This is a genomic window from Ruminococcus sp. OM06-36AC (assembly GCF_003438725.1).
GTDB lineage: Bacteria > Bacillota > Clostridia > Oscillospirales > Ruminococcaceae > Ruminococcus_C > Ruminococcus_C callidus.
The window spans coordinates 73,052-86,294 of record NZ_QSTT01000004.1; the positions used below are offsets into that span (position 1 = coordinate 73,052).

The following is a 13,243-nucleotide window of genomic DNA, read 5'->3' on the forward strand; positions in this document are numbered from 1 at the left end:
ATTGCCGTTACTCCAGTGATACAATGGTCACGCCGTCTTCGCCCTCGCCAAACGTGCCAAGACGGAAATTCTTGACGTATTTCAGCTGTTTCAGCCGCTGGTGAATGGCTTTTCGCAGCAGTCCGGTGCCCTTGCCGTGAATGATCGTCACCGTGGCAATGTGGGACATGACGGCTCTGTCCAGAAAAGCGTCCATCTGATAAACGCCCTCGTCACAGGTACAGCCGCGAATATCCAGTTCCATGGTGCCCCGTCTGGCTGCCTGAGCCGAAACCCGTCCGGCAGTCTGCCGCTGTTTCTGCTGGCTCTTTTTCTTTTCCTCCGCACCGGCAACCAGCCGCAGCTTTTCCTGCGGCACCTTGGTACGCATGGCACCGATCTGCAAAAAGACAGTACCGTTCTTGTCCGGCTTTCCGGCAACTACCGCTTTCTGCTTGGTGTCGGTCAGCATGACGGTGTCGCCTACCTGCAATTCCCGCGGGAGCACATAGTCCTCGTCCGGCACCTCGGTCAGCGGGTTGGCGGTTTCGTACATCTTCCGGAAGCCCCGCTTGACGTTGCCCTTGGCACGGATCACATCGTCCCCGAAAGTCGCCTTTTCCTTGGCTTTCCGCAGCTGATCCAGTTCGGAGATCATCTCGTTGGACTGTGCCTTGGTGGTTTCCACGATTCGCATGGCTTCCAGCCGAGCCTGTTCCATGATGTTTTCGCGGTCGGTGCGGGTACGCTGGACTTCTTCCCGCAGCTTTGCCGCATCTTCTTCCGCCTGCCGCAGGGCTTCCTGCATGGCACTGCGGTCTTGTTCCAGAGCCTTTCGGGTTTCTTCCAGCTTGGAAACCGCTTCTTCAAATCGCAGATTTTCCTGACTGACCAGCGTTTCCGCCGCGGCAATGATCGATTCCGACAGCCCCAGCCCCTTGCAAATGGCAAACGCGTTGGACTTCCCGGGAGAACCCAGAATCAGCCGATAGGTGGGGCGGAGAGTTTCAATGTCAAATTCACAGGAGGCGTTCTGCACGTCCGGCTGCTCGGTGGCATACAGCTTCAGTTCCTGATAGTGGGTAGTGACCATCAGCTTTGCCCCGTTGTCTTTCAGCCGCTGAATGACAGCCTCTGCCAGAGCCGCACCCTCGATGGGGTCTGTACCGGAACCCAATTCGTCCAGCAGCACCAGCGAGTGCCGGTCTGCCTGTTCCAGAATTTCGATGACACTTCGCATGTGTGCAGAGAATGTGGAAAGGTTCTGCTCGATGCTCTGGGTATCGCCGATGTCTGCCAGCACATTGTTGAAAACGGAAATGCGGCTGCCCTCTGCCGCCGGAATCAGCATGCCGCTCATTGCCATTAAGGTCAGCAGTCCGCAGGTCTTCAGAGCAACCGTCTTACCGCCGGTATTCGGACCGGTGATAATGAGAGCCTGATAAGTATCGCCCAGCGTGAAGCTGATCGGTACCGCTTTCTTGTAGGGGATCAGCGGGTGACGTGCCTTTTTCAGCAGAATCACACCATCGTCTGTCAGCGTAGGCGGAAAGGCGTGCATCTGTTCCGCCAGACGTGCCTTGGCGAAATACACGTTCAGATCTGCACAAACGGCAATGTCGCGGATAATGGTATCCGCCCATGTGCCGCACTCGGTACAGAGTTCCTCAATGATGCGTTCGATTTCCTCTGCCTCCTGCAATTCCAGCAGGCGAATGTCGTTGTTGGCATCGACCACAGCAATGGGTTCGATGAAAATGGTCTGACCGGTGGCGGAGGTGTCGTGTACCAGACCGGCAATCTTGCTGCGGTGTTCCGCACGAACCGGCAGTACGAACCGTCCGTCACGGAGCGTGACACGGTTGTCTTGCAGACAGTCCTGCACCTCCTGCCGCCGCATCATGCTGTCCAGTGTGTCCCGCAGCTTCTGGCGGGAGCGTCCGATCTTCCGGCGAATTTCCGCCAGAGCCGGACTGGCTGCATCGGCAATTTCTTCCTCGGAGAGAATGGAACGATCCAGCTTTTCCAGCAAAAAGGGCACCGGTGCCAGCTGGCTGAACAGGTCGTCCAGTGTGGATTCCACACCGGCACAGCGGTCGTACCAGTCACTCAAAGACTGCATCTGCCGCAGGATCGTGGCGATTTCCAGCAGGTCTTTCAGCGAAAGCTTGGCACCGGACTTTGCCCGCCGCAGTCCCATTCGCATATCCTGAAACCGGTGGAACGGCGGGGCACCGAACTGTATGGACAGCTGAAAAGCATCGTTTGTCTTTTCCAGTTCTGCACGGGCTTCCGCGAGGTCGGGATTCGGGGTAATGGCAAGAACTTTTTCCCGTGTGATGTCGTTGGCGGAGAGATTCGCCAGCATGTCTAAGATTTTATGAAATTCCAGAATTTCCAGATTTTTATTCATGGGAGTACTCCTGTGATATTGGTGTTGCAGATGTCAAGGCAATACCGCACAAAGATTGTGCGACAGATGCGTCGTCAAATTTTTCGTCAGATGAAACAAAAAGCGGAGTGAATACTTGATGTATTCACGAGCATTTTTGTGAAATATGACGGGAAATTTGCAAGCAGATGGCGTGCAAAGTCGCCAGACGCTCTTTGTGCGGTATTGCCTATAGGCAAAAATCCGCAGTTACTCTGCGGACGGGTTCACGATCGATCGATAAAAGGTCAGAGCCTTGGGTTTCAGCGACAGGTGATACTGGACGAAACGCTCCGTACAGATGCCCAGCATCTGCAAATTCTCTGCCCCCAGCTGAAAGTGGAACAGCCGGTCATAATCCGCAAAGAGAATGTGCCGCATCGCCTGTAATACCGGTGCACGGAGCAGGAGCGGTTCCTGCGGGGAATCCGGTGCACCGCAGTCGGTACAGAAAAAACAGCCCTTTTCCACGGAGAAATAGAGCCGTTTTGGTAAAAATACCCCACAGCCGCGGCACATGAGCAGGTCGGGCATCATACCCAGCTCTGTCATCAGCCGCAGTTCAAAAATGGGTTTTAATAATGCTTCGCTGCGTTGTCCGCTTTCCAGATAGTGGAGCGTGTTCAGCATCAGCCGCATGACGAAGCAGTTTTCTTCCGGTGTCTGGTGTTCCCGCACACTAAGCCGGATCAACTCGCCGAAATACATGGCGAGGCTCAGACGGGAGAGGGATTCCCGCAGCCGGTAGAAGATGCGGATCGGTTCGGCACTGTCCAGATACCACTGATTCCGGCGTTTCTGTACGCTGAAGGTGGCATAGGAAAACAGCTGTGTCGCAGAAAGTCCCGCAGAACTGTTCTTTTTCGCCCCGCGGACATAGATCTCCTGTACTGTGTTGTGCTCTGTCAGCACATCAATGAACTTCCCCTGTTCTCCGGCACTGCGTTCCGCCAGAACCAGTCCCCGATAGATCTCCATGTGTCTGCTTCTCCTTTGCTGCGGGTGCGTTCTGCGGCTTGGCGTTCATGCCCTGCCGATAGTGCAGATAGTCGTCAATGTGTCCGGTCATGCAAAAAATATCCCATGCGTCCATATCTCAGGTTCCTCCTGTTTCTTCGGATAGAGATAGGATTTCCGGAATCGTGCAATTTATGCGTGAGAGAACGAACAGGCAGGTTACTCCGGATTGTCCAGACCGAAATTGTGGATCAGTCCTTCCTTGTTCCGCCAGTCCTCCTTGACCTTGACCCAGCACTGTAAATTCACCTGAATATAGAAGAACCGTTCCAGATCCTTTCGGGCGAGGGTGGCGATTTTCCGGAGCATGGTGCCGTTTTTGCCGATCAGGATCCCCTTGTGGGATTCTCGTTCGCAGTAGATCGTGGCATCAATGTCCAGCAAGTCCTTGTCGTCCCGTTCCTTCATGCGTTCAATGGAAACCGCAATGCCGTGGGGCACTTCGTCCCGCAGCAGGTTCAGGATCTTTTCCCGAATCATCTCTGCCGCCAGCACCCGTTCCGGCTGGTCGGTGAATTTTTCGTCGGGGAAGTAGTGGGGAGCCGGCTGTGCCAGTGCCATGACTTCCTGTTCCACAAGGTCGATGCCATCGGCTTCTGTGACGCTGACAGGAACAGTCGCCGAAAACGGGTGTGCCGCATTCAGCCTGGCAATGGTGGCCATCAGCTTGGACTTGTCGCTGCAAAGGTCGATCTTGTTCAGCACCAGAATGGTGGGCGTTTTTGCCTTTTCCAGCGAACGGAGCAGTTCCTCCTCCTGCTCGGAGAGAGGCTTGGTGCAGTCCTGTACAAACAGTACCGCGTCAATGTCTGCCACCGCATCTTTCACCGCTTTCAGCATGTGCCCGCTGAGCTTGGTCGTGGGCTTGTGCAGACCGGGGGTGTCCATGAAAACCATTTGCGTTTCCCCGACTGTCTTGATGCCGGTGATGCGGGTGCGTGTCGTCTGGGGCTTCGGGCTGACCGAAGCGATCTTTTCCCCGATAATGGCGTTGAGCAGGGAGGACTTTCCGGCGTTGGTGTGTCCGGCGAGCGTCACAAAAACAGATTTTGTCATGCGTCAGTATCCTCCGGCTGGTTGGTGAAGGTGGCTTCTCTGGAAATGCCCAGTTCGCCCAGTACTTCTTCTTCTTTTTCCCGCATCTTCCGTTCTTCCAGCGGGCTGGTTTCGTGGTCGTATCCCAGCAGGTGCAGCATGGAATGCACTGTCAGGAAGCCAATTTCCCGTTCCAGCGAGTGTCCGTACATGTTTGCCTGCTTGACTGCCATTTCCAGTGAAATGACCACATCGCCCAGCAGTGCACAGCCGGTTTCCTGATTGGTGTCATAGTGCCCGTCCTGTCCCAGCGGGAACGAGAGCACGTCGGTGGCACGGTCTTTTTGCCGATAGATCCGGTTCAGTCTGCGGATCTCTGCATTGCTGACGAAGGAGACACTGACTTCTGCGTCCTGCCCGAAATGTTCTGCCACCAGAACCGCCTGACAGCAGCGACGAATGAGCATACGGATTCCCACAGGCACCCGCACTTCGGTTTGATTATTTTTTACCATGACTTTTACTTTTGGCATGATGAATGATCTCCTTTCGTGAGATTTTATATATAAAATCTTTCTATGCAATGTAAATCAGATCTTTTCTATACGGGCAGGTGTTTCTGCAAAGCAGGGGACAGGCTGTGCCCTGTCCTTTGCCACAGAAGCATACGCTGCCTTAAATTTTCGGCAATACCGCACAAAGATTGTGCGACAGATGCGTCGTCAAATTTTTCGTCAGATGAAACAAAAAGCGGAGTGAATACTGGATGTATTCACGAGCATTTTTGTAAAATATGACGGGAAATTTGCAAGCAGATGGCGTGCAAAGTCGCCAGATGCTCTTTGTGCGGTATTGCCTTTCAAATTCAGTGTTTTCCGGCATCTTTCCGGTCGGTGTGTTCCGGCTTCCGGTGGGCTTGCTTTTGTTCTGCCGCTTCGTAGGCACGGATAATGTCCTGTACCAGCTTGTGGCGGACAACATCGCGGTTGGTGAACTCGCAGATCGCAATGTCATTGACCTTTCGCAGAATGCGGGAGGCAATGACCAGACCGCTTTTCTGCTTGTCCGGCAGGTCGATCTGCGTGGTGTCGCCGGTGATCACCATGCGGCTGCCGTCGCCCAGACGGGTGAGGAACATCTTCATCTGTTCGCCGGTGGTGTTCTGTGCCTCGTCCAGAATGATAAAGGCGTTGTCCAGCGTTCTGCCACGCATGTACGCCAGCGGGGCAACTTCAATAGAGCCCCGTTCCAGATGCCGCTGGAACGCTTCTGCTCCCAGCATTTCAAACAAGCCGTCGTACAGCGGACGCAGATAGGGGTCTACCTTGTCCTGTAGATCGCCGGGGAGAAACCCCAGCTTTTCGCCGGCTTCCACCGCAGGGCGGGTGAGAATGATCCGGTTGACCTCGTGCCGGCGGAATGCCCGCACTGCCATAGCCACTGCCAGATAGGTCTTGCCGGTACCGGCAGGCCCCAGCCCGAATACGATTGTATTTTCGGCAATGGCACGGACATAGCTCCGCTGTCCCACGGTGCGGGTGTGCACCGGTTTTCCGGCGGCAGTCAGACAGACGGTGTCATCATCTGCCAGTTCCGCCAGCTGTCCGGCAGAGCCGGCATCGACCATATCGGAAACATAGTGAATAGACTGGGGCGTGATCGCCTGTCCGTTGGAGATCATTTGCAGCAGAGCCGTGACTGCACCGGCGGCAAGTTCCACCTGTGCACCGTCCCCCTGTACCCGCAGTTCTTCTCCGCGGCAGATCATACGAACGTGATACCGCTGCTCCAGCAGCTTGAGGTTTTCGTCAAAGCTGCCGCATAATGTCTGAAATTGGTTTGTGTCTTGTATTGAGATCAGTCGTTCTGCCATTCCGGAATCCGTTCCTTTCCCCAGTTTGCTACAGCGGCAACATCGCACAAAGCCTGACGGCTTTGCACGCAATCTGCCGACGCATCTTACGCACAAGTTTTGTGCGGTGTTGCCTATCCTTTCCTATTATAGCATAATCTTTGTGAAATGTGAAATGGTATTTTGTTGTTTTAACAAAAAATTCAGGAATCACTGCAAAAAGCAGCAACGCCTGAATTGAAAAGCCTATTTTAGTAGAACCGGTATTCGGAAATATCTGACAAAAAGATCTGGTATAAGGAGAACATTCCGTCGTCCAGTGTGGTGCGGCTGCTCTCCAGGGACAGGAACGATGCATGTTCATACAGTGGAAACCGCAGGGTGTACTGCCACATTTCCTCCGCGGCGGAAAACAGAACGGCGGCATGATACGTGCGGCAGAATTTTTGCACGATCTGTTCCTCCGGAGAGGGAAAGTGTGTGTCATAGAGATGTTCCGTCTGGCTGTGCCGGTGTGCCGGCGGCTCGGTGCCGTCAGAAACTGCCGTGCACCGCAGCACCACCTGATCGCCCTGCTGTTCCGTCTGCCACGTCAGGCGGGAGATCTCCGGACAGTGATCCCGCAGATACAGCACCATGCAGAGCAGACAGATCTGTAACCGCCGCCGATTGGCGAAAATGCAGAGTGGTTTTTCGGCATCGGCTGTCATTTTTAGTGCTTTTCCCAGTACCATACGACACGATTCGACAAAATTCGACAATTCGCGGTCCAGAAAAAGAGCTTCGCCCGAAAGCTCGTTTTTTTGCACATATTTCAGCTGTTCCAGCCAGAGCACAGAAGGACGCATCAGCCGGCAGCAGTTGCCCTGAATGATGTTCAGCTGTTCCATTTGTTCTTCCAGCACCATGCGGGGGATCTGGTCGCCGTTTTCCTCCAGTGTCTGATACAGCCCGCTGACGGCGTTGGAAATGCCGAAGATCTTCTGCCGCATGGCAGCGATCCGGTTTTCCGTTTCATGCTGCTTGTCGGCATCGCTCCAGAAAAGGTCGTCTGCCGGCTGGCTGTGAATCTGCACCAGTATTGCCGGTTTTTCGCCGTACTGCCGCGGCTCCTGCCGGACGCAGTACAGGCTGCCGCCCCGCCGGAGCAGAAACATGCCGTCCTCCGGTGCACCGTTTTTATGATAGCGGGGCAAAGAGCTGTTCTGCGGTTTCTGTCGGACTGCCGCGGCATCGTTCTGCCAGAGCAGCGTGCCGTCCGGGGCATAAAAAAGAATGGCGTCTTCAGACTGCTGACACCATTTCTGGATCTGCTGTAGTTCCTCTTGCTGCATGGGCGTTCTCTCCTCCTCACTGCATGATGCTTTTGTCATTATTCTATGCTATTATTATACTACATATTTCAGAATAGGCAAATAAAAAAAATGATAATTTTGTCCACTTTTTAATTTTTGTGCAGTTTTCACAAAATATGCTTTCCTTTTTTGCGGAAAACGTGGAAAATAAGAGAACTTGCTATCCTTGCCCCTGCTTTTTTTGCGAAAGTGCTTGAATTCTTCTCCGAAATGGTGTAAAATAAGAGTATCAAGGAATCCGCTGGGAGAAAATCGGGCTTCGGTCCGGCAATTCCGCCGGTGTTTTCCTAAAAACTAGGAGGTAATTTCCAATGTCAGTTAAAGTTGCTATTAATGGTTTTGGCCGTATCGGTCGTCTCGCATTCCGCCAGATGTTTGGTGCAGAAGGCTATGAGGTTGTTGCAATCAACGACCTGACTAAGCCGTCCATGCTGGCTCACCTGCTGAAGTATGATACCGCACAGGGCGGTTATGCAGGCAAGATCGGCGAGAACAAGCACACTGTTTCTGCTGATGACGAAGCTGGTACCATCACTGTAGACGGCAAGACCCTGAAGATCTATGCAAAGGCTAACGCTGCAGAGCTGCCGTGGGGCGAGATCGGTGTTGACGTTGTTCTGGAATGCACTGGTTTCTACACTTCTAAGGCTAAGGCACAGGCTCATATCGATGCAGGTGCAAAGAAGGTTGTTATCTCTGCTCCGGCTGGTAACGATCTGCCGACTATCGTTTACAATGTAAACCACAACACTCTGACTGCTGATGACAAGATCATCTCCGCAGCTTCCTGCACCACCAACTGCCTGGCTCCGATGGCTAAGGCTCTGAATGACTATGCTCCGATCCAGAGCGGTATCATGAGCACCATTCACGCTTACACCGGCGACCAGATGATCCTGGACGGTCCGCACAGAAAGGGTGACCTGAGAAGAGCAAGAGCTGGTGCTGCAAACATCGTTCCGAACTCCACCGGTGCTGCTAAGGCAATCGGTCTGGTTATTCCGGAACTGAACGGCAAGCTGATCGGTTCTGCACAGCGTGTGCCGGTTCCGACTGGTTCCACCACTATCCTGACTGCTGTTGTCAAGGGTGCAGACGTAACTGTTGACGGCATCAACGCTGCTATGAAGGCTGCTGCTACTGAGTCCTATGGCTACAACGAAGAACCGATCGTTTCTTCTGACGTTATCGGCATGAAGTACGGTTCTCTGTTCGATGCAACTCAGACCATGGTTTCCAAGATCGCTGATGATCTGTATGAAGTACAGGTTGTTTCTTGGTACGACAACGAGAACAGCTACACCAGCCAGATGGTTCGCACCATCAAGTTCTTCGCTGAACTGGCATAAGTTCGCGTAGCGTTCTGAACGGACAGGTTTCTGTTCGTTACCACATTGCAAAAGAAGCGGCATGGCGGTTTCGTCATGCCGCTTTTTATATGCCCTGTCGGTGTTCCCTGAAAAAATCTGCGAAAAATGGTTGACGTATCTGTTTCCAATATGGTATAATAAAAATGAGAAAATAAAGCTCTGTGCGGTGTTGCCGAAAGCCTGCTGACAGGTTTTTCACAGCGTTGACAAAGCATTGGGACAGAAAGGCAGGTGAGGGATCCTTGCGAAAGATCGGACGGAAAAGTTTGTCCGTTTTGCTGGCGTTGCTGCTGGTGATTGGCTGCTTTTCCGGTATGTGTCCGGTTTCAGCCGCGGGAAGTGCGGATCTGAAGATCTATCAGGACACCATTTATTACACGGTTTCTGCGATGCACGAGGTGACGATCAAAAGTGCCCGTTCAGCAGTGACCGAAGCGGTGATACCGGCGGAACTGGACGGCTGTCCGGTGACAGAGATCGGCGAGTACGCGTTTAAAGACTGCACACGGCTGAAACGGGTGGTTTTGCCGGACACGATTCGCCGGATCGGGGAATTTGCCTTTAAGGACTGTTCCCGCCTGACAGAACTGTCCATTCCGGATACGGTTTCCGAGATCGGCTGGGGTATTGTGCAGGGTACTTCGTGGCTGGAAAACCAGACCAGCGATTTCGTATCAGCCGGACAAGGTATCCTGCTGGCGTACACCGGCACGGAAAAAGATGTGACTGTTCCGGATACCGTGCGTGCGGTCGGCGGCTATGCCTTTGACGGCTGCACCACGGTGGAAACGGTACAGCTGCCGTCTTCGCTGCGTTCGATCGATGCATTTGCATTTTCCAATTGCAGCAACCTGCGGCAGGTGCAAATCGCGGACGGGCTGGAATCCATCGGCGAATATGCATTTCACTGGTGCGTTTCACTGGAACAGATCGAACTGCCGGACAGCGTGAAAAACGTCGGCGGTCATGGATTCAGCTATTGCCGGTCGCTGCGGAAAGTGCGGCTTTCGCAGGCAATGACACAGATCAGCAACACCCTGTTTCAGGGGTGCAGCAGTCTGACGGAGATCGAGCTTCCCGAAAACATCAAAACGATCTACAACTATGCCTTTGACGGCTGTGCCGCATTGCAAAAGATCGTGCTGCCGGCAGCAGTGGAGGAAATCGGAGCCAGTGCCTTTTCCGGCTGCGGCAGTCTGGAACAGCTGGTGATCCTCAATCCGGCGTGCCGTATCTATGACACGGAACAAACGGTAAGTGCAAGCACCTGCATCAATGGCTTTGCGAATTCCACTGCGGAGATCTACGCCCGGAAATACAGCCGGCAGTTCCGGCCGATCGACCGGCAGCGTGGCGATATGGACGGTGACGGCAGTCTGGACACATCGGATCTGTTTTTGCTGCTGTATCTCTGTGCCTGTCGCGGAGCCGGTGTGCAGACGAATCCCACCAGTGTGGAGCTGTACTGTGCGGATTATAATGCAGACGGCAAAATTGACAATCTCGATGTTTACGACCTGATGATGCATCTGGCAAAGGTCGGTGCGGGATTGGCGGAAAAATGATTTTTATGAAAAAGAATGGATCGCCCCTTGCAAGTGTTGGGGGCAAACAGGCTGAAAAGAAAGGAAGTGTTCCGCAATGCGGAAAAATCGTTGGAGAAAGTGGACCGCGTTCCTGCTGGCAATGTGCATGAGTATTTCTCTGGTATTTGGGACAGCACAGGGGATAGGTGCTGCCGCAGAATCCAGCCAATCGCAGGAACAATTATTCAACGGTATCTATTATCAGACAGATGATGCAGGAAACGCTGTGATTACCGGCATGGAAGGGAATTTTTCTGTGTTGGACATTCCGTCCAGTATCGACGGGTATCCGGTGACTGCAATTTCCGAATCGGCATTTCAACAGAAAACCGCCCTGAAAAGCGTGACTATACCGGACAGCGTGACCACCGTAGGCAGCAGTGCGTTTCGCGGCTGTACGGCTTTGAAAACGATAAAGGGTGGCAGCGGAATCACCAGTGCCGGCTCCTACATCATGGAGGGAACCGCATGGTTGCAAGACCAGACAGATGATGTGGCAGTGCTGTCCGGCAGAGTGGCAGTTTCTGTAAAAATCGGACTGAAAACCGCAGTGGTGCCGGACGGTGTGGCAGTGCTCTGCAATACGCTGTTCAGCGATCAGACAGCTCTGACGGAAGTACAGCTTCCCGCCAGTCTGACGCATATCGGCAAAGGTGCATTTATCGGTTGTAACGCTTTGGAAAAGATCTTTTTGCCAAATCAGGTGCAGTCTGTTGGGGCTTCGGCATTTCGCCACTGCACCAGTCTGAAAAGTATCCAGCTGCCGGATGAGCTGCTCTTTGTAGGCTCCAGAGCATTTCAGAGCTGTTCTGCACTGGAAACCGTACAGTTCAACGAAAAATTACAGGTGATCTCCCAGAGTGCCTTTCAGGACTGCACGGCTCTGCGGCTGGCAGTTTTGCCGGAATCGCTGCAGCTGCTGGAAAGCAGTGCGTTTCAGGGCTGTACTTCTTTGAGCATGGCGGTGCTTGCTGGCAGTACGTTGCCGGAGATTCCGGAAAATGCGTTCAGCGGCTGTTCCATGCTGGAATATGTCACAATGAGCAATTCTGTCAAGAAGATCGGGGCAAGTGCGTTCAGCAACTGTATCAATCTGCGGAGCATGACGTTTCCCACTGCACTGACGGAGATCGGGGAATATGCATTTTCCATGTGTACCAATCTGAAAAATCTGACCATACCGGAAACGGTGGAAACTGTGGGAAAAGATGCCTTTTTCAATTCAGGCTGGAGTTTGCAGCAGTCCAGCAGCTGGAAGATCTGTGACGGTGTACTTCTGGAATACTGCGGAGAAGCCAGCGAGATCGTCATTCCGCCTACGGTGCGGCTGATCGCTACAGGATTTTTGTGCAGTGATGCAGCTCCGGTTTCGGTCACACTGCCCTATGGCATGATAAGAGTGGCAGACGGAGCGTTTCAGGGCTGTGAAACCATAGAAAGGGTGACCTTCTCAGACAGCGTGACAGAGATCGGCAATGCCGCCTTTCAGGACTGCACCTCGTTGAAAAACCTAGTGGACATGAACGCCATACAGACGATCGGCGACAATGCCTTTGAGGGCTGCACCAGTCTGGTGAATGTAGTGCTGCCGGATACGCTGACAAAGCTGGGCGTGGCGGCGTTTCGCAGCTGCTCCAGTCTGACTGCTGTGAAATTTCCGGTAAATCTGACGGAACTGCCGGAGGCGGTGTTCTATAAATGCGTTGCACTCAGCACGGAAAACGGCAGCATGGATCTGTCGAATTCGTCCCTGCAAATCGTTGGCGCTGATGCATTCGGCGGCTGTGAGAATCTGGACAATCTGACATTTCCGGCATGCTTCACCACCCTTTCGGCGAATGCGTTTTACGCGTATGTGCACAAGCAGAGAACGGTGACATTCTCCGGCAATGCCTGCACGCTGCCTGACGAAGCAGGTATCTTTCCGCGGGATACGGTTCTGAGAGGGCAGAAGAACTCTCCGGCACAGAACTATGCGGAAAAGTACAGTCTGGAATTTCAGGCACTCCCGGATGAAACTCCCGCTTCGACCACGACAGCCAAGACAACGACAACAATAGTAGAACACACCACCAAGAGAAGCACCAGCAAAATCGTAACAACTACCGAAGCCACCACAAAGACAACGCCTGTGACCACAGTGACCCTGCCGCCGTATATCACGGTGCCCACCACGCTGCCGACCACGACAACGGAAAGCAGCACTACGGAATGGAAAACCATACCGATTCCCACCGGCACGACCGCAGAAGCCTCTGCAAATACGACCACGGAAAATGTTACCACGACAACCACGGTGTCTACTGCTCCGGTACCGGTGCGGTATATCAAGGGTGACGTGGACAGAAACGCCAGCATCGACAGCACCGACCTGTTCCTGATTCTGTACGCCAGTGCCCGCATCGGTGCCGGCTATCCGATCCTGACGGACGGCACGCTGAGCGATTGGGAGATCGAAAGCATGGACGTAAACGGTGACGGTACCATTGCGGCAGACGATGCGTATGCGGTGCTGCTGTACTGCGGACTGGAGTCTGTGGGAAAACACCCCACGTCGCTGGACGATTTCGATTGGGAAAACAACACCATTTATACAGGCTAAAATAGGATATTCCAAA

10 protein-coding genes are annotated in these 13,243 nt (G+C 53.4%); 3 read left to right on the top strand and 7 right to left on the bottom strand.

Going from position 1 to position 13,243, the window contains the following annotated elements; genetic code table 11:
* Positions 1-7: 7 nt before the first annotated feature.
* The 7 genes from DXB92_RS05190 to DXB92_RS05220 form a co-directional block, all read right to left on the bottom strand.
* A complete protein-coding gene (locus tag DXB92_RS05190; RefSeq protein ID WP_021683237.1) occupies positions 8-2,392 on the bottom strand; it encodes an endonuclease MutS2 in 2,385 nt (794 codons plus the stop codon).
* Between the two features lie 228 nt (positions 2,393-2,620).
* On the bottom strand, positions 2,621-3,388 hold the full coding sequence (gene recO, locus DXB92_RS05195) for a DNA repair protein RecO (RefSeq protein WP_117732907.1): 768 nt from the start codon (positions 3,386-3,388) through the stop codon (positions 2,621-2,623).
* Positions 3,324-3,503: a hypothetical protein gene (locus DXB92_RS13555; RefSeq protein WP_169726012.1), complete on the bottom strand. Its 180-nt coding sequence runs from the start codon at positions 3,501-3,503 to the stop codon at positions 3,324-3,326. The genes recO and DXB92_RS13555 overlap by 65 nt, the downstream gene beginning before the upstream one ends.
* 83 nt (positions 3,504-3,586) lie before the next feature.
* Positions 3,587-4,483: a GTPase Era gene (era, locus tag DXB92_RS05200; protein WP_021683239.1), complete on the bottom strand. Its 897-nt coding sequence runs from the start codon at positions 4,481-4,483 to the stop codon at positions 3,587-3,589.
* Entirely contained in the window at positions 4,480-4,995 is a 516-nt protein-coding gene (gene ybeY / locus DXB92_RS05205) for an rRNA maturation RNase YbeY (protein ID WP_021683240.1), read from the bottom strand. Before ybeY ends, era begins: the two co-directional genes overlap by 4 nt.
* A gap of 332 nt (positions 4,996-5,327) precedes the next feature.
* Positions 5,328-6,335: a PhoH family protein gene (locus tag DXB92_RS05215; RefSeq protein WP_117732912.1), complete on the bottom strand. Its 1,008-nt coding sequence runs from the start codon at positions 6,333-6,335 to the stop codon at positions 5,328-5,330.
* A gap of 230 nt (positions 6,336-6,565) precedes the next feature.
* On the bottom strand, positions 6,566-7,648 hold the full coding sequence (locus tag DXB92_RS05220; protein ID WP_117732914.1) for a hypothetical protein: 1,083 nt from the start codon (positions 7,646-7,648) through the stop codon (positions 6,566-6,568).
* Positions 7,649-7,980: 332 nt separating this feature from the next.
* Here DXB92_RS05220 and gap point away from each other — a divergent pair, with 332 nt between their 5' ends.
* The 3 genes from gap to DXB92_RS05235 all read left to right on the top strand — a co-directional run bounded on the left by gap (position 7,981) and on the right by DXB92_RS05235 (position 13,227).
* On the top strand, positions 7,981-9,018 hold the full coding sequence (gene gap, locus DXB92_RS05225) for a type I glyceraldehyde-3-phosphate dehydrogenase (RefSeq protein ID WP_021683244.1): 1,038 nt from the start codon (positions 7,981-7,983) through the stop codon (positions 9,016-9,018).
* Positions 9,019-9,281: 263 nt separating this feature from the next.
* Positions 9,282-10,604 carry a leucine-rich repeat protein gene (locus tag DXB92_RS05230; RefSeq protein ID WP_117732916.1) on the top strand — a complete coding sequence of 441 codons (1,323 nt, stop codon included), beginning with the start codon at positions 9,282-9,284 and terminating at the stop codon, positions 10,602-10,604.
* Positions 10,605-10,680: 76 nt separating this feature from the next.
* Positions 10,681-13,227 carry a leucine-rich repeat protein gene (locus DXB92_RS05235; protein ID WP_117732918.1) on the top strand — a complete coding sequence of 849 codons (2,547 nt, stop codon included), beginning with the start codon at positions 10,681-10,683 and terminating at the stop codon, positions 13,225-13,227.
* The last annotated feature ends 16 nt before the right edge of the window (positions 13,228-13,243 follow it).

Coding starts and splice junctions, on each gene's coding strand:
- DXB92_RS05190 (WP_021683237.1), bottom strand. CDS start 2,392: ATGAATAAAAATCTGGAAATTCTGGAATTTCATAAAATCTTAGACATG.
- gap (WP_021683244.1), top strand. CDS start 7,981: ATGTCAGTTAAAGTTGCTATTAATGGTTTTGGCCGTATCGGTCGTCTC.
- DXB92_RS05235 (WP_117732918.1), top strand. CDS start 10,681: ATGCGGAAAAATCGTTGGAGAAAGTGGACCGCGTTCCTGCTGGCAATG.
- DXB92_RS05220 (WP_117732914.1), bottom strand. CDS start 7,648: ATGCAGCAAGAGGAACTACAGCAGATCCAGAAATGGTGTCAGCAGTCT.
- era (WP_021683239.1), bottom strand. CDS start 4,483: ATGACAAAATCTGTTTTTGTGACGCTCGCCGGACACACCAACGCCGGA.
- ybeY (WP_021683240.1), bottom strand. CDS start 4,995: ATGCCAAAAGTAAAAGTCATGGTAAAAAATAATCAAACCGAAGTGCGG.
- recO (WP_117732907.1), bottom strand. CDS start 3,388: ATGGAGATCTATCGGGGACTGGTTCTGGCGGAACGCAGTGCCGGAGAA.
- DXB92_RS13555 (WP_169726012.1), bottom strand. CDS start 3,503: ATGGACGCATGGGATATTTTTTGCATGACCGGACACATTGACGACTAT.
- DXB92_RS05215 (WP_117732912.1), bottom strand. CDS start 6,335: ATGGCAGAACGACTGATCTCAATACAAGACACAAACCAATTTCAGACA.